The sequence below is a fragment of the Halobium salinum genome (genome assembly GCF_026586625.1).
Taxonomy (GTDB): domain Archaea; phylum Halobacteriota; class Halobacteria; order Halobacteriales; family Haloferacaceae; genus Halobium; species Halobium salinum.
On sequence record NZ_JAODIW010000008.1, the window covers coordinates 1035805 to 1055535 of the forward strand.

Genomic DNA, 19731 nt, shown 5'->3' on the forward strand with positions numbered 1-19731 from the left:
GAACTCACGCCGCGTGTCCGAACACGTAGAGGAACATCGGCGTCGTCCTCGCGGCCGCGGGGCCGAAGAACTCGGTGACGGGGTCGTCGAAGAACGTCAGACCGGTGCCGCCCAGTCCGCGGTGGGCGTACGTCGCCAGGTAGAACCGGCCGCCGGCGATTGCGGCTTCCAGCTGTGCGACGCGGTAGCCGCGGTCGCCGAGGCGGTCGACGACCCGCTCCAGGTTCGCGAGGAAGTAGACGTTCGCCGCGGGCGTCCCGGCCCACTCCTGCCCGAGCGCGAGGTGAGCGGACTCCTCGCGGAGCTCGCCCTCGCGGAGCAGTTCGAGTTCGCCGTCCTCGACGTGGTACCGATAGGCACCGGACGGCAGGGACTCCACGTCGTGGACGACGAGGTACGGCGTGACGAACGACAGCGCCGGGTCGTCGACGCCGCGTACGTCCATCGGGGCGCCGCGGGTCGCCCGGTCGAGAATCGTCGAGAACTTCCGGAAGGAGAGCGACTCGCGGTCGTACTCCCGACAGGAACGTCGGCGGCGGATGGCCCGCGGGAGCGGGGTTTTCGCCGCCGACGCGTGGTCGACCGGGTCGAGCGGGTAGCGGTCGCCAGCGACGGTTGGAGGACTGCAGCGGTCGCCGGCGTCGGCCCGACCCGACCCTCGCTCTCGCCACGTCGCGGCGGTCCCGCCCTCGTCGAGCACCCCTGCGTTCCAAGCCTCGTAAATCGATGGATAGTCGACCGGGTCCGGCGACAGCGGGAGCGTCTCGGGGTCGATTGGGTCGACAGCCGGCGGCTCCGGAGCGGGGCTCCCCTGCCCGACGGGGACGAGTTCGAGCGGCGCCTCCTCGGCCGGGTCGACGCCGAGCAGGTCGGCGACCGGGCCGTCCGCGAAGCCGGTGACCACCTCCGCCCGCAGGTCGAGACCGTGGGCCGTCGCGAGCAGGTTCGCGAGGAGCGTCCCCGAGTCCCAGAACGCGTGTCGGAACGTCCGCTCGCGGTACTTCCAGGCGTTCCGCCACCACGTCGAGGTCGTCACGAGGGTGACCGGGGCGTTCGCGACGGCCTCGTACCCGCCAGTCGCCTCGGCGAGCACCCCCCGGAAGTCGCCGTCGCGGAGGACGTCGAAGGCGTAGTTCGGCGGGTCGAAGCGGTAGACGCCGGCGGGAACGCCCGCGTCGTCGCCGCAGACGAAGTAGCAGTCGACGTGGTACAGCTTCCCCGTGCAGGAGGCCGCGGCGAACAGGCGGTCGTAGCGCTCCCGGAGGCGCTCCCAGTCGGTCGACGCGCCTTCGGCACCGGCGTCCCGCGCATCGTCCCCCGAACGGGCCTCGACGATGCCAGTAGAGTAGTACGCGAGTTGCGAGAGGAGGTCCTCGTCGAGGCCGGGCCGGGGTTGTGCACAGCCGGCGAGCGGGTCGGCCGTCGGCTCCGCCACCGCGGCGAGGGCCGGCTGCTGGGTCGGTCGGATGGTGCCGGCCAGGTCGCGCGACGGCAGCGACGTGTACCGCTCGAACGGCAGCGGCTTGTTCTCGAAGTCGAGGCTGAAGTCGCCCTCGCGAACCGACGCCGGCGAGTGTTTCGTGCGCTCGTGGTACTCGATGGCGGGGAGCCCGGACATGACCCCGAATCGCGTCGCTCGAGCCAAAAACGTCGCGGCGGCTCCCGTCTCAGTCCAGCCGCACGGGGTCGTCGGTCGGCTCGATTCGGACCCGCACCTCGTCGCCGACGGCGAACCCGTGGTCGAAGGCGACGAGCTTCGCGCCGAGTGCGTCACGTCCGGCGAACAGCGACAGTCCCACGAGGGGCTGGTCGCCGGCGGAGAGCGCCACGTCACCCCAGGTCACGTCGCGCCCGTGTGCGACGCCGACCTCGTGGCCGAGGAGGGAGACGGGCCGGGGGTCGCCGGCGTCGCCCGCCACGACCCCCTCGACCTCCTCGACCGCACCGGCACCCGACAGGAGGCCGCCCGCCGAATAGTGAGCCAGCCCGCCGTCGAGCGCGCATCCGTCGTCGGCCGCAATTGCGGCGAAGGCGGCTGTGCCACTCGAACCAGCCGCGGGGTGGGCGGGCGCGTCGAGCACGGCGTGGGTGGCCCCCGTCTCGACGACCGTCCCCGTCCCGTCCCAGGTGACGGGTTCGACGGTGGCGTCGACCGCGAGCGGGAGCGACCCGGCCGCGCGGTACGGGTTTCGGTCGGGAGCGCGGAAGCCGAGGTGGACGTGGTTGTCGACCCACTGGCCGAAGAACCCCGAGCGCACCATCTCGCCGAGCGGGTCGCCGACGGCCACCTCGTCGCCCGGTTCGACGCCGTTCGGGGCGTCGGGGTCGACGTGGAGGATGCGGGCGACGAGCCCGTCTTCGGGTTCCGAACCGCCGCCGACGCGAATCCCCGACGCCTCAACGTCGACGTCGACCAGGACGAGGTGGTCGTGGTCGACCGCGTAGGGCCGGTCGGGACAGCGGACCGTCCGGGTGTCGCGGACGACACCCGCGACCGGCGAGACGCCGACGTTCGACTCGGGGTAGAGGTCGACCGCACAGCCGCGGTCGTGGGCCGGGTACGGGGAGTTGTACAGCGAGAACTTCCGATAGCGGGCGACGGTGTCGCCCGGGAGGATGACGGAGAGCGCGTCGGAGCCGGCGGTCGACGGGGATGGGACCGGGTCGTCGCCGGCGGCCGGGTCGTCCATACCCCGCCTCGGAATCGGGCAGGCTTAGGTGCGTCGGCACGTTCTCGGGCCAATGCGCGTCGTACGCGGTCGTGGCACCGACCCCGAAGACGACCGGGCGGTCACCGCCAGCCTCGTCGTCGACGCCGCCGAGACGGGCGAGCCCGCGCTCCGCGTCTGGGCGCCCCACCGGCAGGTCGCGTTCGGCCGGCGCGACGCCCGGGAGGCGAGGTTCGAGGCGGCGAAGCGGGCGGCTGGGGAACGCGGCTTCGTCCCACTCGAACGCAGCGTCGGCGGGCGGGCGGTAGCCTACACCGGTGAGACCACGCTCGCGTTCGCCCACGCCGTCCCTATCACCGACGAGCGTCGGGGAATCGACGACCGGTACGAATCGGCGACCGAGACGGTCCTCCGAGCCCTTCGCGGGATGGGCGTCGACGCCGAGCGGGGTGAACCCGCGGACTCGTTCTGCCCCGGCGACCACTCGATTCGGTCGACGACCCCGCCGGGCGGAAAGCTCGTCGGGGTCGCCCAACGCGTGCGACAGGGCGCGGCGCTCGTCGCGGGTTGTGTCCTGGTGGCCGACCGGGCGGCGCTCCAGGACGTCCTCGAGGCCGTGTACGGTGAACTCGGCGTCGACTTCGACCCCGAGTCGGTCGGGACCGTCGCGGATGCGGGCGGTCCGGGCGACCCCGGGGCGGTCCGGACGGCGCTCGAAGACGCGTTCGTCGCTACGCGTGAGAAGACGGTCGAGTACGTCGACGGCGGCTGAGTCGGTCCGGACGGACGGTCGTCCGGGGTGGTCTACGCCTCGAACCCGTCCTCCCACCGGAACAGCCCGTTCCGCTGAATCACGTCGCCGTCGACCTCCATCCGGGTGCCCTCCTCGGTCATGTCCGTGATGAGGTCGACGTGGGTCGCGCTCCGGTTCCCCTCCTCTCCCTCCGGGAGACAGGCGTCGTAGGCGCGGCCGACCGCGAGGTGGACGGTGCCGCCCATCTTCTCGTCGAAGAGGATGTTGTCGGTGAAGCGGTCGACCCCGCGGTTCATCCCGACGCCGAGTTCGCCCAACCGGCGGGCGCCCGCGTCGGTGTCGAGTACCTCTGTCAGGGCGTCCTCGCCGGTCTCGGCGGCGTGGTCGACGACCTCGCCGTCCTCGAAGACGAGCCGGACACCCTGCACGCGCGTGCTCTGGATGGTCATCGGCACGTCGAAGAACACCTCGCCTTCGGTGTCCTCGGGGGCGGTGAACACCTCGCCGCTGGGGAGGTTGTGGGAGTCGTAGGCGACCGAGGCGGCGGAGTTCACCGCGGTCCGGTTCTCGACGGACATCGTGAGGTCGGTGTCGTCGCTCTCTTTCACCAGCCGGACCTCGCTGCCGTCGTCGAGCGCCTCCTTCAACTCCTGCATCTCGTCGGCGAGGGACTCCCAGTCGCGGAGGACGGCGTCGTAGACGAACTCCTGGTACTCCTCGAAGGCCATCCCGGCCTGCTGGGCGTGGGCGCGGGTCGGGTGGAGCGTGCTGACCCAGTCGGTGGCCATCCGAGCCTCGCGGACGGCCTCGCTGGACCGGGCGGCCGCCTGTCGGGTCTCGGCGGGCACGTCGGCCGTCGCGGTGGTGTTTCGGGAGCCGCCGAGAAAGAGCACCGAGTCGGCGTTCTCGTACAGCGCGAGTTCGTGGGCCGGCGACTCGCCGAAGTCGCCGTCGTGGGCGCGGAGGTACGCTCGGCCCATCTCCTCGGAGGCGTAGGTCGTGACGGTGTTGGCGCCGACTTCGCCGAGTTTTGCCGCGACCGCGACACCGAGGTCGTGGGCGCCCTCGCCGACGCTCACGACCACGTCGTCGCCGGCCTCGATGCGCGCACTCCAGTCGACGAGCACGTCGGCGTGCTCGCGAACGCGTGGGTCCATGGGCGCGATACCGCCGACACGAACTTAAGCCTGGGTAGTTCCCGGCGACTCCGACCCGGGCGCCGTCGCCGACTCGGCGTCCGTCTCCGGTCGGGCCGGGTCGTCGGCGCCGGCGTCCCTTCCCAGGTCGACCCCGTCGACCGCGAGGACGACGAGGACGACGAGGAGCGCGCCGACGGCCTGCGTGGCGTACTCGACGGTCGGTGTCACGCCCGCGAAGGCGGTCCGCGGCACCGGCGTCACCGTGGCGGCGTTGTTGACGACGGCGTGGAGCAGAATCAGGACGGGGAGCGCGCCGCCGACGCGGTTGCACAGCCAGGTGAAGACGACGGCGAGACAGACGACGACGGGGACGTAGAGGGCGAACGGACTACCCCAGTTGTACGCCCCGGGGAGGACAAACAGCGGCAGGTGCCAGAGCGCCCAGACGACGCCCACGACGAGACTCGCCGCGAGCGGGCCGACGGCGGACTGGAGGCGGGGCAGCAGATACCCCCGCCAGCCGAACTCCTCCTGGCCGCCGCCGACGAGCGCCGTCACGACGATGCCGACGGCGATCAGGGGGAGTCGGGCGACGAGCGCCGACGGGTCGAGGGGGACGCCGCGTGCGACGAAGGCGACGGTGTGGACCGCCGCGATGACGAGCGGAACCGCGACGGCGACGAGGTACCACCGGGCGGGAACCCGAAACCGTAGGCGTCGGCGGGCCCACGAACGGACCGACCGGCCCTCCAGTCGGAGCCGAGCGACCGCGCCGACGGCCGGGCCGAACGCGCCGACGAACAGGGCGAGGGTGGTCGCCGGCCCGTCGCCGACGACGCGGTAGCCGACGAGCCAGACGGCCCACGAGAAGGCGAACGTGAGCGCGACGAACGATGCGACGGCGCGCCAGTCGGCGGACGGCGCGGGTTGTGCGGAGTCCGGGCGGGCGGTCGGGGACGACATGGTTCGACGGTGGCACCGGGGGACGTTGTAGCCGGAGCCACGGCTTCAGGGGATGAAGCGGTCCCCCCTGTTTAAGTACCGCAGACCGAGACACCCCGTGCAGTGAATGATGGGCACGACGTCGCGGCGCTCGCCGGCGCCATCGAGGACGACTGTTCGCGCACGATTCTCGTCGTCACACAGGAGGAGGCGCTATCCGTGAGCGAGTTAGCCGACGCCTGTGGCGTCTCCGAGCCGACCGTCTACCGGCGCCTGGAGACGCTCCGCGAACAGGAGCTAATCGAGGAGCGGACCCGCATCGACGCCGAGGGCCACCATTACGGCATCTACGCCGCCACGGTGGACCGCATCGCCTTCGAACTCGCCGCCGAGGGCGTCGACGTGGAACTGGACCGGCAGACGGGGATGGCCGACCGATTCACCGACATCGTGCGGTCGTGGTAGCATGGTCGGTCTCACACTCCAGTTCGAGGGGCTCTCGGCGCTGGAACTCGCCGTCGGCGCCTCCGAGGTGTTGAGCGTCCTCCTCGGACTCACCATCGCCTACATCGCCTACAGGGGGTATCGACAGAACGGCGCCCGGCCGATGCTGTTCGTCAGCCTCGGGTTCGTCCTCGTGCTCGGCGTGCCGGCGCTCGTGGGCGGCACCTACCTCCTCGTCCCGGGCGTTCCGGAGGTGGCCGCCGGCGTGGTGACGCAAGTGTCGGAGGTGGCCGGACTGGTGAGCATCCTCTACGGGCTCCGAACCGACTGATTCGACGGACCCCACCGACCCGGTCGGGGCCGACTCAGTCCGACCCCTCGAACAGCGCCAGCACCTCACTCAGTTCCTCGCCGAAAGCGACGAGCGCGTCGCCGAGCGTGACGACCCCGACGTACTCGCCGGCGTCGTCGACGACGACCGCCTCGCGCGCGCCGGTCGCCTCGAACTCCGCGAGGAGGGCAGGGAGGTCGGCACCCTCCCGGAGCGTCACCGGGTTTTCCGGGAGGAGGTCGGCCACTGCCTGCGAGTCGAGCACCTCGCCTTCGACGTAAACCCGGCCCACGTCCGCCGCAGTAACGAGCCCCAGTGGCGTCCCCTCGTCGAGGACGACGACGCTGTCGACGCCCCGGTTTCGCATCGCGGCGGTCAGTTCGCCGACGGTCGTCTCCGGCCCGGCGGTCGGTACGTCGTCGCCCGCGAGGTCCCCCAGTCGCATGAGTGTCGAGACGACACGGACGGTCCTAAATCCACCTCCGGTGGGCGAAGGACGACGCGGGCCGACGACCTGCCGAACAGCCGCCGGCGGCGACCCGCCGAACGACCGCTATCGACGACCGACCGGACGGCCGCCGCGGGTGGGGCTCCGGAAGGGGCCGGGCGGTCGAACCCGCCCCGGCGACGCAAGCACCGCAGGCCGGAGGCCGAGGAGCACAGCGAGCCGCGGCGGGTCGAGCGGCCGGGGGCTTCCGAAGGCAGTCGGACGGATACATCGTGTTCTCGGGTCGCCACGACAGAAGTCTACCCGTACAACTACACCCAAGAGAACCGCAACCACTACGCCCCCGCGGCCGACAGCGACGAGCATGCAACTGGGCGTCATCGGCCTCGGACGGATGGGACAGATCGTCGTACAGCGCACCCTCGACGCCGGCCACGACGTGGTCGCGTTCGACCTCTCCGCGGAGGCGACCGCGGCCGCCGAGGAGCGCGGCGCCGACAGCGCCGACTCCATCGCCGACCTCGTCGAGGCGCTCGACGACGAGAAGCGCATCTGGCTGATGGTACCCGCCGGCGACGCCGTCGACGCGACGCTCGACGACCTCGAACCCCACCTCGACGCCGACGACGTCGTCGTCGACGGCGGAAACTCCCACTTCGAGGACTCGACGCGCCGGGCCGAGCGTCTGGACGCGGCGTACCTCGACTGCGGGACCTCGGGCGGCCCGGCCGGCGCCGAACACGGCTTCTCGCTGATGGTCGGCGGCCCCGAGTGGGCCTACGACGAGCTGACGCCGGTGTTCGACGCCGTCGCGACCGGGCCGGACGGCCACGACCGGATGGGGCCCGCGGGGTCGGGCCACTACGTGAAGATGGTCCACAACGGCGTCGAGTACGCCCTGATGCAGGCCTACGGCGAGGGGTTCGAACTGCTCCACGAGGGCCGGTACGACCTCGACATGGAGTCGGTGGCTCGAACCTGGAACAACGGCGCCGTCATCCGGTCGTGGCTCCTCGAACTCTGTGAGGAGGCGTTCCGCGAGGAGGGGTCGAGCCTGGGGACCGTCGCCGACGAGGTCCGCGGCGGGTCGACCGGAACGTGGACGGTCCAGGAGGCGCTCGAGCAGGAGGTGCCGGTGCCGCTCATCTACGCCGCGCTGGGCGAGCGCTTCGGCAGTCGGTCGCCGAAGGAGGGTCGGTTCTCGCGGCGGCTGGCGAACCGACTGCGATACGGGTTCGGACGACACGAGGTCGCGCGGCGGGAGGAGTAGGCATCACGGCGGACGTAGAGGCGGAGACGGCGACACGATTATCCGTCGGTCGTCTGAACTGTCCGGCATGGTCTCCGAACCGAACGGCAGACGGCTCCTCCTGGTCCTCCTCGTCGGCGTCACCGTCGGCGCCGTGCTCGGTCCGTCCGTGAACGCTCTCCCCGGCTTCTCCGACCACACCGGGCCGTCGGAGATGCGAGTCACCTCCTTCGAACGCCTCGACGCCGGCTGCGAGGAGCAGGTCGGGAACGCCGTCCACAGCTCGACCGGTGGAGGCGGATACTCGCGGACCGCCTTCATCCGAACGGCGGACACCGACGCGAACCTCTCGGTGCAGGTCCGGCGAACTTCGCCCGCCGGCGCGGACCTCAGCGTCTTCCACGTCGACGTCGACTCCCACCACGACGGCCCGGCGAACACGAGCTGTGAGACGGGCGTGGTGTACCGAGTCGCCCTCGAACCGCACGGCGGGAGCGACGAGGGGCTCGTCCCGGACGCGCACGGGACCGAAGTTCTGTGGTTCAACGATGGTGAGCTGGTCGGCTGCTCGGCCAGCCTCACGAGCCCGCTCGAATCGACGTGTGACGGGGTCGGCCGCGACGAACCGCGACGCGTCTGGGCGAACGGCACCGGCGGGTGAACGGCGAGCGTAGGCGACCGCTTTGTCCTGGACGTTCGGTCTCCGGGTTGGACCCAATCACAATCCTGTTAAACCAGCACTCCGAAGCACCGTCAATGGCACCCGTCATCGATCCAGTGTCCATGGCCGGCGGCGCGCTGCTCGTCGCCATCGCCGTGGCGCTGCACTACTCGAAGGGTACGGGGTGGAACCCGACGCAGGACATCTCACAGGAGGTGCTCGAGCAGCGCGCGTCGACGGTCGCGGAGACGGACTTCCCCGAGCCGATGAACCGCTCCATCGGCGGCGGTGGCGTCGCCGCGGGCGCGGTCGCAGGCGGCGAGGGCGCAGAGCTCGAGGAGGGTGAGGAAGGCGCCGCCGAGGAGGAGTCCGGCCCGTGGGACGTCCCCGACGACGAGGCCGAGTTCTTCGAGGTCGAGTACACCAAGGAGGGGGCGACCATCGAGGTCGCCGAGAACGAGACGGTCCTCGAGGCCGGCGAGGACGAGGGCTGGGACATGCCCTACGCCTGCCGGCAGGGGCAGTGTGTCTCCTGTTCCGGGCAGATCACCTCCGGCGGCAACTCCGAGGACTACGTCGTCCACGACGACCAGCAGATGCTCGACGACGGCGAACTCGGCGAGGGGTACACGCTGACCTGCGTGGCCTACCCGAAGGCCGACTTCACTATCGAGACGGGCAAGGCGCCCTGAAACGTTCGCACAGGGCTCTCTCTCTCCGTTCTCCAGCCTTCTTCGGCGATATTCACAACGGTTAAGCGAGAGGCTCGTTTAGTCGAGCAGGAGGGCCCGTAGCTCAGTGGACAGAGTGCTTGGTTCCGGACCAAGATGTCGCGGGTTCAAATCCCGTCGGGTCCGTCCCGCTTCGTGTAGTTTTTGAACCACCGTACGGCGGAGGGGCGTTTATAAAAGAGTAGCTCAGCTCACGTGAGGTTTCTCTATTGAACATGACGCCCCCGCTTTCGTCTGGCGATTTTCCAGAACCAAGCGACGAGCCCCATAACCGGAAAAAAAAGAAGGATATTCGATATGAAATGGGTTCATTAGGGCATGAAGGCGGCGATTAGGTTTATCCACCAAATATTTTGATTCAATTTATATAGGCGGTTGGAATCCGAATGTACTGATGAATCTGATAAACAATGTGACTTTAGAGATTCAGAGCTGGCCTATTCTGGTACCCCTCATCAGTATAGTGCTGAGAATCAAAATCCCGGTATTACCATCTCTAGCCCCTATACTACCGTTCGAAACTCTAGCGACCGCTTCAGCAGAAAACCATTGTCGTCGAAATACACGTATTCTATAGTCATAACTCCCCTTTCACAGCACTACAACGTAGACGGCAGAAATTATATACACCCACCAAAGCTAGTGGGAGCCCCCCTATAGGTCGTCGATGTTGTCCTTGCGTCTGAGCATCTTTTCCTTCTTCGTCGCCAGGTCGTAGTGCTTCGAGAGAACGTCCCAAGAGGCGTCCGCACGGTCTGCCACCATGAGTGGGTCCCATCCTGCATCCCGGTGATGGATGACACTAGCCTTTCGAACCATGTGAGGAGAGCGAGTGTCGTTGCACCGGAAGGCGCTATTCCGGTCGTGAGTGTCACAGCTTGGACAACTACAATCCTGACCAATGAAAGGTGGATACGTCACCTGGTACACGTCCTGCCGAATGGTTGAACTCGCAGGCCGACCGTATTCTGTTGTGATTAACGGGTCCCGACCGAATTCATCTGCTACGTTCTCTCTTCCTACGTCTATGTACTCATCAATCACCCCACAGATGTCGGTTGAGAGGCCAATGAATCGCTCCGAACTATCTCCGTTTTTGAGCCGAGTGCCCGTTTCCGGTTGGTTGACCACTTCAACGAATCCCTCGTCTGAGTCGTAGTGGCTTAGGTCTAGTGCCCTGACCCCCGAAATTCGTATCATCGTGTGCCACATCAACTCAAACACAACGTGCTGGCGTGACGCCCGATGATAGTTGCGCAGATAGTCCAAGATGTCCGGGACGCGCTCTACGGAGAGGAATTCCGACCGAACTTCGTCACAATCCTCCGTGTCTACCGTCGGGACTAGCTCGTGAAGACGAGGACCACAGAATCCCCGCTGCGCGCAGGTTCCGATGAAGGCTTTGATAGTGTCCATCTGCCCGTCTAAAGACGAGGGGGCTAATACTTCCACCCGGGGACTGTTCACTCGTCTCCAGTTCCGATAGTCGGTCAACGCGTTCGCATCCAGTTCGTCAACGTAGACGATGCCCTCTTTCTCGCACCACTCTGCGAAATAGTTCCTTAGTCGGCTTCTATGAGACGTGATAGTACTCTCTTGACGCCCCTCAGACCGCATATCTTCGAGGTGTTTGTCGATTGCTGCATCAACTTTGCTCCGCTCACCGCCGAACTTCGAACTCGTTCTGGACATGGTCACATATGGAGCCTCTAGGTGGCCCCACATCTATGAAACTGGCTGATACCCAAATATCTTACGTGTTAGACTTTAATACACGGTGTCGTAAATTCCCTCTGTAGAAATCATCGATTCGATATTGAATGGAGATGCTCAGATATGCATTTCACAGAGAATCAAGAATATCGAGATTTTATTCGGTATGCGATTGACATCGCATCTAATGGCGGACTTCACTACACGAGATATCATCTGGCTCCGTGTGCTTACCCGTCTGGTCCAGTATGACCACCTATATTTGTCAGATATTCTTAAGGAAGACGAAAGTGGAAAGGAAACTACTGCTCGAAGAGTACTACGGGGAATGGAAGACGTAGGCCTGTTACAACGACCAGGCGGTGAACGAGGACGACGGTGGGAACGAGGACCACTAGCAGAGGTAATACTCGTGAAGCACCACCCCACAGACCCGTCATCAGAACAAATTGACGAAATCATGAATTTATTGAATGACATCGGGGACTTGCAAGACTAATCTAACCTCACCTCGGCGCTAATCTGCAATCAGATTTCAAGTTCACCACACCGTTCACTATGTTAGTCAGATAAACAAAGCCAATCTGTTTCTTGACGAGTTGGTCATCAGTGTACCACAAGCTCGCAATACCTGACGAATATATCGCTCTAATTTGCGGCTGAAATGCAAGTTAGTCATGGGAGGGAGTCAGGCTTCTAAGACCCTCGTCGTGGATGTAGAGTTCTGAGCGAATAGCGGTGCTTCATGGAAGAGGATAGAAGACTCAGCCCCCGGAGCGAAACACTAGCTCTAGTCGAAGAAAGATATTTATACATATAACTATAACCAAAACAGAAGTAGAATAAATAGACAATACTAGATAGATATCTATACTAGGATTTGGACTCACATAGGAAGTAGAGGCTCTAACGCCGCAGTATTCGTCAAATTGGGATTCAAAGCGGAGATTCGCTTTCTTCACCTACTCGGGAAAACCATCACCGGGATTTGAAATCCTATTCAGCAAAGTCGTGTGCTTCCAAGAGTAAACGAAGGGTGTTATAGTGACTAATATGCAACGTGATTGCAAATTCGACGGACATTCTGTCGGCGTCTATTGTTTTAGTATGTAGCACTGCGGATATCGTCAGTGGAGGGCAAACGTCGTACATTACGCAAGGGAGTGAGAAAGATACAATGGGTAATTTGCAGAATGCTCGCAAAGCAAAATCTGAACGACGGTGTATTATGAATTCATATCCATAGCACTTCTTCTGCCAGTAGTCGAATCTCTCTTCGGGAAAATTCAATGCTAGCTGGCTTTCCGATTCTAACGATGATACCGTCATTCTCCAGTTCCGAAAGTCGACTGTAGAGAGTCCGCTGCGAGACGTTGACCATACTCTCTAATTCTGTAAACATGAGTGGAACCACCTGTTCATCACGAGCGACGAGTTCAGCAACGATAGTCCACTTCGTCTGGTCAGATTGGACATGACCGCATAACTTGACGAACTCTTCCCAACAGATGTCGAGAATCCTTTGTTGGTTCAGAGCGACATTCAGGGCTGTTTCTGGGTCTTCTTCATGACACTCTATCCAACGTTTGTTTATATCGTCGAGCACACCAATTGTATTGCCTGAATCGGGTTCATCGTTCGAATTAGAGCGTGTCTGTACGTCTGTTTTTTCGCGGTTCTTCTCACGCTGATGCGATACCGTATCTCGGACCAAGTCGTTAGTACAATCGTCGTCCCTCTCAGTTTCACCATCGCCTCCCTCCTCTAATCTGTTTTCGAGCTTAGAATCTGAAGTCTCGTCAATTGTAGTCACCTCACTACGACGAAGAACATCTTGAACCGACGACTCCATCTCCGCTTCAATCCCAGCTATTAGGGATGCCTCGATTGTATCCACTTGCGAACCGGGACTGAACGAAAGAGCATTTTCCAATTGGCTTTGTTCCTCTTCGTCTACTTCGTATTCTGACATTGTTCAAAACATAATCTGACAACCCTGTATAAACAGATTTGCACAAAGGGGTTCGAGAAATCAGTTATAGAACACACAAGGATTCAATTCACCCAGCATGTCCGTCCACGAAAAGCAGATAAGTCTCTCCAGTAACCCGTAGTCACAGTAAAATTGATAACCTCGTTTCTGTCGGTGTTTAGTTCGAGCTTTGTAGTTCGGTATACCGTGAGAGCCAATTCTGAATCGTTGTCTCCGCCGTCTGTGCAGTTGGCAACGGAATATCGAGAGTCAACCGTCGTTCGGCATTAGTCCCATAGGTAGCCACAAGAGATTGTGATATCGCCGAGGGCTCTTGCCAAATGCTTGGCTCGTCGTTCTCAACTGCTCCAGCAACACGGATAACTTCATCTTCAGTAGTACCTCCGAGTTCCTCGACGAGTTCCTCTAGAAGATACTCAAATAGACCCTGCTGCGGGAGAGGAATAACGACAGATGGGTACCACTCTAGAACTGCAGGGTCGAATGAAACTAGAACCTCATCCGTTTCCGCATATATAGACTGTACCGTGTCGTCAGGCGGATTAGTAGCAATTGGTGGGTCTGCATCCTTTGGAACATTCAGTCGGTACAGTTTCTGGTATGGGGCGTCCTCATCCTCAGTCAATTGGCGGTCTAGCATCTCAAATGTCCACCCCTTGTTCCGGAGAACCTGACTCTGCGTGAAGAGACGTTTTACCACGTCTGGGTTTAGTAATGGCTCGAAGGCACGGTCAGGATAACCGATTTTACTGATATCTGGGTGAGATTCCGTCCATCCAGCGAGCTTGGCTTCTTCAATGATATCCTGGGGCCTAATCTCATCAAGCTCCTGGGCCAGGCCGATTTGTTCTGATTTCTCTGCAGCTTGCTGTGTTTGGGATTCTGCTGTGGCGGCGATATCTTCGCCAGATTTCGTCGACTCCCCCATCGCGACTTCCTGCAGTTCGCCCTCCAAACCTTCCAATATTGGTCGTAGCGGGCCTACCGCTTGTTCGAACAAATTGATGCGCTGACCGAGTCGTTCGTAGATGTCTTCTTCAACAGTCTCGTTATATACGTAATTCCAGACAAGGACCTCCTCATTACGCTGTCCGATTCGGTCGATTCGACCAATCCGTTGCTCGACCTTCATCGGATTCCAAGGAAGGTCATAGTTGATGAGAGCATCGCAGGACTGGAGGTTCAACCCCTCGCTAGCTGAATCCGTACAGACCAGTTTCGAGATTTCTCCGTCTGGGTCGGTGAACTCGCGCTTCACACGCTCCTTGCTTACTCTCGCCCATTCACCGCTAGCTGCATCGTATATTTCGCCACCTCTACCCGAATAGGTTCCAACGTCGTGATGACTAAGACAGATTTTCTCCTTGATTGCGTCGAGCGTGTCCGTGTACTGGGTGAAAATGATGACCGTGTCCCGGGCACGAGCACTAAGCTCTTTCAAGTCCTGTATCAGTTGCTCCAGTTTCGGGTCTTCGGGTACATCGTAAAGTTGGGAGATGAAATTTTCCAACTCACTCAGTTCGAACTCACGAACTCGTTCTCCAGCAGAACCACTCGCACCAATCTCATCCACAGTAAGACCGTATTCCCGTTGAAGAACCTCCTCTCGGTCAGCGATGGCACCAGTTCGAAGGTCACTGTCCGAGACCGCAGATACGTCTCGGAGGTCAGACCGAAGATTATCCCGACGACGCTGAAGGGATTGTTCAACTGCATGGAGGCTGGACGTGAGTCGCTGACGGTACGTCGTCATAACGAAACCGATTGCCGTCTTCTCCTTGCCTTCCAACAGTTTCTTCGATTGGTCATACACGTCGCTGATGTAGGTTTCAACTCGGTCGTAGAGGGGCTTAGCGTCCCCAAGCTCAACTGACCGCGTTTCGATGTCACGACGAGGGATATTCTCGTCAAGGAGTCCCGCTTCGGCGCACATTCGCAGAGTGTGGCGTGTGTTTCGGAAAATGCGGGATTTGACAGGTGTCGTCTCTCCACCAATATCGAGGAGGAAACGAAGACCATCGACAGAAAGATTCGAGAGCTTATCCTGCCAATCGCGTGTGCCGATACGTCCTGTTCCGAGAATACGGTTCAGCCGACGGCGTTCGCTCAGCGAGAAACCACTATCATCTATCTCATCTGCTATCCTCTCCTCAACGTCCTCGTGGGTCTGGACAAATGACTGAACCATGCCCACCCAGGTCCGAAGGTGAGTGATTCCTTCGTACGGCTCATAGTTCCACTTCGACGCAAGGTCGGGGAGAACTTCCTCGACGGTCTTCGTCCCATCTCCTTCAATTTCGTCGAGGGCTTCCCCAAGGTCCTGCTGTGTTTCGAAATAGGTATCGAACGACTCACGGTCGTTCCAGTCTTCAGGAAGCTCACACAGTCGAAGTAGGTCGAACAACTCTGTAATTTCGAGCTGCATCGGAGTTGCAGTCAAAACGTATGTGCAAGCCGTGTCGTTCTGCAGTTCAGTAAGAAGGTCATAAAGATTGGTTCCCTCGCGACCGTGGTGAGCCTCGTCGACGAGAGTCAGGTCCCATTCGAAACAATTCTCTGGGGAGTCGCCGAGATGCTCTGCCTGCCAGTGAACAGTAGGAGAGAACATCCCCATATTCTGAGTGCGTCGGGCTGTGTGCCACGAAGCCAGGACGACTGTCGGCTCATCGCGCTCGGTGACAAATTCGCCGATATGAGAATCCTCCCATGCGTCGGTGGTCTCGTAGTCGGAGAGGGGGTATTCAGTACCATATGCATCCCGAAGGACGCGTTGAGCGCCGCTGTACTCGTAGGAGTACGCGTTGATGTTGAATTTCTCCAGTAATTCTTCCTGCCACTGAGGTTGTACTGTCGCCGGGACGAGCAGCAAGGTGTCACTCACTTCCCCGACAGTTAGGAGTCGAGAGATGGTGAGCCCAGCCTCAATAGTCTTCCCGAGCCCCACCTCATCACAAAATAGGAGGCTCTCGGGGTAGATGCTCGCCGCCGTATCAGCAATGACTCGCTGGTGGGGCCACGGTTCAATCGAGCTGATATCCTCGGCGATGTGGAGCGCACCCGGGAGAAGTTCGCGCTCGTTGGCAACTCTAGTAACTGTCGCCTCGGAAGCTGGAGGTTCGCTGGAACTTTTCAGTCTTTCGACATGTTCTTCGACCTCCTCGTCGGACTCGGGTTGCCAATCGAGAATATCTCGCTCGATGGCTTCGTCAATATCCGTGACCTCGACATCCTCGTGCTCCTCATTCCAGAGCCGCTTGAAGGTCTTCACGTCCTCTTTAACGTACTCGTTCTCAACCTCGTCCCACGAGCGGTGGACTTTGAATCGCTCGTAGTTGCGGTACCACGCGTTGTAGGTCTCGTTGATGCTGCCTTCAAACGTAATTCGGTTCCCCTCGGCGTCGGTCGCGATGCCGAGCTTGGGATGGAAGATACCCGAATCTGAGTTGTTCCGTGGTTCACCGATTTTGAGCTGGAGTCGCCCCTCATCAAGCATCTGAGCGATGAGGGCGAGCCGTGACTCTCCTTCGTCGGAGAGTGGGGTGTCGTCGGTCAGGACTGGCTTGTTCTCTTGGCTGAGTTGCTTCGAGGCGATGATACGGATTTCGCCATCCGATTCGAATGCAGATTCGATACCTTGCAGTGCGTCGGCGAGGTTCTGTAGGCTGAGATATCCTGCGAGGCGGTCATACTGTATGGACTCTCTTAATAGAGGACGATAGAATGAACCAACGAGTGTCTTGTTACCTCTAAATGTGCTCTCATATACGCGCTTCCAGTCTATCCCCGATAAACCCATCAGAGTTGAAAGTCTTGAAGAGTTGTTCGGCCAGTCGTCTTTGATTCTTTAGTGGTAAGTGTTTCTTGGTTGATATCCAACAACTCTCCTGTTTTACCAGATGCTAGATTTACCAAGAGCTCTCGGTCTGGGTGCTCTTCAGGCAGAACTTGAATCAGACTTTCAATAGTCCGTTTGAACGACGTAGAGTTTTGCAGGTCTCTATCCTGCAGCCAATTCCAAGCAAAATCGCTCCCCTTGGTCTGTAGAACATTGAGAGCTGCATGTACAGCGTCAATATCGTAGTCAAAGGATGTGTCAGTAGGGTCCACTGGATATGCCCGCTTCCTTCTCTTTTCACCTGCTTCTAGCGCAGCGAAATCTCTGACACGGTAGTCCTGGCCCTTCACAACCACGTCATCTCGACTTTTACTCCAGATTTTCGTTTTTTGTTTTATGTTATCAATCTGTACCCCGACACCCAGTCCCAGCTGGCGAGCCTCGTCATACGGAATATTCTCGCTTTCATAAACGAGCCACGTCAGGATGTACCATGTGCTGAGTGAGTCGACTGTTTCAAGGTCGCCAGATAAATCATAGTCAATAATCACTTCTGTTACTGCCGCTCTCGCTTCAGTGAGTGCCTCCTTTGGACGTACTGGATTGTCTTTGTCATCTACAACAGGATACTCTTGAGTGAAAACGCGTAGGGTGGGGCCGAAAGCGCTGATAATCATATCCGTCTTCGTGAGGTTGTAATCGGACTCCAACAACTCAGTCGCTTTCCGCCGAGCAACAGAACGGGTTTCGTGTTTAATGTCTCGCCAGAGAGTTGGTGTCCGATTTTCAGGCTTCCGCTTTGGTTTACGGCAGGTCAATAGAAGCGTACTATCGGCAGAGGCGTTTTTTTGAACACCAATTCGGTTTGGCACTTCGCTAGTAATTGTATGAGTAGCTGAGATAATGAAACCGGAGCGGATAATGGACATAGTCAGAGAATCCCATGCATTAACTTCCTTGTCGGTGAAGTATATCGTAAGCGTTCCTCCGGGCTGTAGAACTCGGAAAACCTCAGAGAATATTCCTCTCATTTTCTCCTCGTATCGCTCTCTTGCGGCTTCTGCAGTAGATTGCCCTTCTTTCGGATTCACGATAACCGGGTTTTCGACTGCTTCATCAGTCTTATTGGTCTCCGGAGGACTGAAAGCATCGGCAAAGATATCTCCCAGATACTCTCTGAGCCAGACGTGGAATGCATCGGCGATTTCAGAATACATGATATTATCGCCGTAAGGCGGGTCCATAACCACACTCTGGATAGAGCTATCATCAAGGGGTAAGTTCCCAGCATCACCCTGATGCACATCGGCTGCATCATCAATGTGACTTACATAATTGACCGTCTCCTCATAACTGTTCAACACATTGTCTGCTTCAGATTGATAGCTGTATGTTCCCGTCATCAAGTTACTCTCCCCAAAATGCCATTGGAATGAGAAATTATTATTTCCGAGCATATTATCGGGAGAGCCGTAATCAGCTGTAATTGGGTTTAATCTTGAATTCCGGCGAATTAGCTTCACAGATATAAACGATAGTAGAGTTAATATCAACTCTGCTTCCTTCTCTGGATGCTCCTCAACGATACTACGTTTAATTTCGTTGAAAGCTTCAAGATACGTAGCATGCGTCAGTAATTGTCGTGGACTGTAGACATCACGCCACTGGGTTATTCCATATGGCACAGCGCGGTCGTAGTATCCTTCGTATCGCTCAGTAGCTAACAAGGTAGAAAGATGTAAGTCTGATTCAACTCTCTTACGTGCCTTTTGAAGTGCCCCTTTATCGGCTTCTGTGGGTGCGTGATACCTCGTGCCCCCAATGGCCTTCTCGTATCTCACACCACATACCTCAAACTCAAACTTACCTTTGCTGAAGAGGTCGACAATCTGTGACCTCTCTGTTACTACCCCACAGAACGGACATTCAGCGTCTCCACCACTCACCGAACCACTACTAGGGTCGTAACCCTCTCTTGTTTCTGTCTTTGTCGGGTCGATTACTCGGAATTTGAGTTTGCCCTCTTCTAAAACTGGATAAATGGCAGCCTCCCTTCGCCGATTAAAGTACCAACGGTTCGAGATTGGAAGTCTCTCACCACAAGATGGACATGTGATGCTGTAGGCTCGGTAGTAGTGGTCGGGGGCTATGCCACTACGCTCTGGGAAATATTGCTTCAAGTCATTCTGGACTTCAGTTTCAATTTTTCCCATCCAGTTCTTCACATCAGATTCTATCGAGCCCACAGTAGGTGCGTAGTCCAGAATGACCTTGTTCAAGAGCCACGCAACGGGATTCAGTTCATTAGCTATAGTGGGCAGTCCGTACCTAAGTGATTCAAGAGGAATTGTCCCTCCTCCCGAAGTGGGGTCAAGAACTGTGGGGAGTTCATCCCCCCACTGTTGCTTCAGTCCCTCATGGAATGCAGCCAGCTTTTTTTTCGATGGGACCCGCCGATGTGGATACTCGTACCCGAAATGCTCTTCAACACTTCCGTCGCGGTCGTCCTTTGTTGAATATTTCTGAAGAACGTAGTTTGAAATACTGCCGTTTAACTCTTTGTTGGGTCCGATGCACATCAGCTTCAGTAGCTCATCGTTCGTAGTTTCCTCAGGAAGGATGGATGCCAGTAACGCTAACCGGGTCGCGGATGTAGGCCGCCGAGCAAACCACTTAAAGATATTTCGGTGAGGAGACATAGTCTCTGGGTTCGCCTCCTTTAAACACTCAATCCCGACCGTTTTTGTCGGAAGAACGGTCTCAGCTTTTACTGGTCGAAATTCGTCATTATCTGAACTGGTAGATTGTTCTGAGTCGTCCAT

At 59.7% G+C, this 19731-nt stretch carries 15 protein-coding genes and 1 tRNA gene; 7 read left to right on the forward strand and 9 right to left on the reverse strand.

The window, feature by feature from the left end:
* Nucleotides 1–4: 4 nt before the first annotated feature.
* Both N5095_RS17450 and N5095_RS17455 read right to left on the reverse strand, forming a co-directional pair.
* Nucleotides 5–1618 carry a SagB family peptide dehydrogenase gene (locus N5095_RS17450; RefSeq protein ID WP_267624412.1) on the reverse strand — a complete coding sequence of 538 codons (1614 nt, stop codon included), beginning with the start codon at nucleotides 1616–1618 and terminating at the stop codon, nucleotides 5–7.
* A gap of 49 nt (nucleotides 1619–1667) precedes the next feature.
* Nucleotides 1668–2690 carry a DUF8155 domain-containing protein gene (locus tag N5095_RS17455; RefSeq protein WP_267624413.1) on the reverse strand — a complete coding sequence of 341 codons (1023 nt, stop codon included), beginning with the start codon at nucleotides 2688–2690 and terminating at the stop codon, nucleotides 1668–1670.
* 52 nt (nucleotides 2691–2742) lie between these two features.
* Between N5095_RS17455 and N5095_RS17460 the strand changes: the two genes are divergently transcribed.
* Nucleotides 2743–3441 (forward strand): lipoate--protein ligase family protein, encoded by a 699-nt coding sequence (locus N5095_RS17460; protein ID WP_267624414.1) that lies wholly within the window; start codon nucleotides 2743–2745, stop codon nucleotides 3439–3441.
* 32 nt (nucleotides 3442–3473) lie between these two features.
* On the opposite strand, the gene N5095_RS17465 is transcribed toward N5095_RS17460, so the two are convergent.
* A complete protein-coding gene (locus tag N5095_RS17465; RefSeq protein WP_267624415.1) occupies nucleotides 3474–4580 on the reverse strand; it encodes an aminopeptidase in 1107 nt (368 codons plus the stop codon).
* 24 nt (nucleotides 4581–4604) lie between these two features.
* On the reverse strand, nucleotides 4605–5525 hold the full coding sequence (locus N5095_RS17470) for a type II CAAX endopeptidase family protein (protein WP_267624416.1): 921 nt from the start codon (nucleotides 5523–5525) through the stop codon (nucleotides 4605–4607).
* A 102-nt stretch (nucleotides 5526–5627) separates the two neighbouring features.
* On the opposite strand from N5095_RS17470, the gene N5095_RS17475 reads away from it, so the two are divergent.
* Together N5095_RS17475 and N5095_RS17480 are read left to right on the forward strand one after the other, a co-directional pair.
* Entirely contained in the window at nucleotides 5628–5969 is a 342-nt protein-coding gene (locus N5095_RS17475; protein WP_267624417.1) for an ArsR/SmtB family transcription factor, read from the forward strand.
* 1 nt (nucleotide 5970) lies between these two features.
* Complete coding sequence (locus tag N5095_RS17480) at nucleotides 5971–6279, forward strand: DUF7521 family protein (protein ID WP_267624418.1); 309 nt, start codon at nucleotides 5971–5973, stop codon at nucleotides 6277–6279.
* A 34-nt stretch (nucleotides 6280–6313) separates the two neighbouring features.
* Here the strand turns inward: N5095_RS17480 and N5095_RS17485 are convergent, their stop codons facing one another.
* Complete coding sequence (locus N5095_RS17485) at nucleotides 6314–6724, reverse strand: CBS domain-containing protein (RefSeq protein WP_267624419.1); 411 nt, start codon at nucleotides 6722–6724, stop codon at nucleotides 6314–6316.
* Between the two features lie 367 nt (nucleotides 6725–7091).
* Here N5095_RS17485 and gnd point away from each other — a divergent pair, with 367 nt between their 5' ends.
* From gnd to N5095_RS17505, 4 genes are all read left to right on the forward strand, one after another.
* The gene (gene gnd, locus N5095_RS17490) at nucleotides 7092–7997 is read left to right on the forward strand and encodes a phosphogluconate dehydrogenase (NAD(+)-dependent, decarboxylating) (protein ID WP_267624420.1); all 906 of its coding nucleotides are present in this window, start codon (nucleotides 7092–7094) and stop codon (nucleotides 7995–7997) included.
* Nucleotides 7998–8064: 67 nt separating this feature from the next.
* On the forward strand, nucleotides 8065–8637 hold the full coding sequence (locus N5095_RS17495) for a hypothetical protein (RefSeq protein WP_267624421.1): 573 nt from the start codon (nucleotides 8065–8067) through the stop codon (nucleotides 8635–8637).
* A gap of 122 nt (nucleotides 8638–8759) precedes the next feature.
* Nucleotides 8760–9329, forward strand: coding sequence for a 2Fe-2S iron-sulfur cluster-binding protein (locus N5095_RS17500; protein ID WP_267624504.1), 570 nt, complete (start codon nucleotides 8760–8762; stop codon nucleotides 9327–9329).
* A 92-nt stretch (nucleotides 9330–9421) separates the two neighbouring features.
* Nucleotides 9422–9494 (forward strand) — tRNA-Arg (locus tag N5095_RS17505).
* 528 nt (nucleotides 9495–10022) lie between these two features.
* Here N5095_RS17505 and N5095_RS17510 read toward each other — a convergent pair.
* From N5095_RS17510 to N5095_RS17525, 4 genes are all read right to left on the reverse strand, one after another.
* A complete protein-coding gene (locus N5095_RS17510; protein WP_267624422.1) occupies nucleotides 10023–10784 on the reverse strand; it encodes a site-specific integrase in 762 nt (253 codons plus the stop codon).
* 1531 nt (nucleotides 10785–12315) lie between these two features.
* Nucleotides 12316–13053, reverse strand: a complete 738-nt coding sequence (locus N5095_RS17515) for a hypothetical protein (protein WP_267624423.1) — start codon at nucleotides 13051–13053, stop codon at nucleotides 12316–12318.
* Nucleotides 13054–13231: 178 nt separating this feature from the next.
* Nucleotides 13232–16870, reverse strand: coding sequence for a helicase-related protein (locus N5095_RS17520; RefSeq protein WP_267624424.1), 3639 nt, complete (start codon nucleotides 16868–16870; stop codon nucleotides 13232–13234).
* Complete coding sequence (locus N5095_RS17525; protein ID WP_267624425.1) at nucleotides 16870–19731, reverse strand: DUF1156 domain-containing protein; 2862 nt, start codon at nucleotides 19729–19731, stop codon at nucleotides 16870–16872. The genes N5095_RS17520 and N5095_RS17525 overlap by 1 nt, the downstream gene beginning before the upstream one ends.

Coding starts and splice junctions, on each gene's coding strand:
- N5095_RS17450 (WP_267624412.1), bottom strand. CDS start 1,618: ATGTCCGGGCTCCCCGCCATCGAGTACCACGAGCGCACGAAACACTCG.
- N5095_RS17455 (WP_267624413.1), bottom strand. CDS start 2,690: ATGGACGACCCGGCCGCCGGCGACGACCCGGTCCCATCCCCGTCGACC.
- N5095_RS17460 (WP_267624414.1), top strand. CDS start 2,743: ATGCGCGTCGTACGCGGTCGTGGCACCGACCCCGAAGACGACCGGGCG.
- N5095_RS17465 (WP_267624415.1), bottom strand. CDS start 4,580: ATGGACCCACGCGTTCGCGAGCACGCCGACGTGCTCGTCGACTGGAGT.
- N5095_RS17470 (WP_267624416.1), bottom strand. CDS start 5,525: ATGTCGTCCCCGACCGCCCGCCCGGACTCCGCACAACCCGCGCCGTCC.
- N5095_RS17480 (WP_267624418.1), top strand. CDS start 5,971: ATGGTCGGTCTCACACTCCAGTTCGAGGGGCTCTCGGCGCTGGAACTC.
- N5095_RS17485 (WP_267624419.1), bottom strand. CDS start 6,724: ATGCGACTGGGGGACCTCGCGGGCGACGACGTACCGACCGCCGGGCCG.
- gnd (WP_267624420.1), top strand. CDS start 7,092: ATGCAACTGGGCGTCATCGGCCTCGGACGGATGGGACAGATCGTCGTA.
- N5095_RS17495 (WP_267624421.1), top strand. CDS start 8,065: ATGGTCTCCGAACCGAACGGCAGACGGCTCCTCCTGGTCCTCCTCGTC.
- N5095_RS17500 (WP_267624504.1), top strand. CDS start 8,760: ATGGCCGGCGGCGCGCTGCTCGTCGCCATCGCCGTGGCGCTGCACTAC.
- N5095_RS17510 (WP_267624422.1), bottom strand. CDS start 10,784: ATGGACACTATCAAAGCCTTCATCGGAACCTGCGCGCAGCGGGGATTC.
- N5095_RS17515 (WP_267624423.1), bottom strand. CDS start 13,053: ATGTCAGAATACGAAGTAGACGAAGAGGAACAAAGCCAATTGGAAAAT.
- N5095_RS17520 (WP_267624424.1), bottom strand. CDS start 16,870: ATGGGTTTATCGGGGATAGACTGGAAGCGCGTATATGAGAGCACATTT.
- N5095_RS17525 (WP_267624425.1), bottom strand. CDS start 19,731: ATGGACGACTCAGAACAATCTACCAGTTCAGATAATGACGAATTTCGA.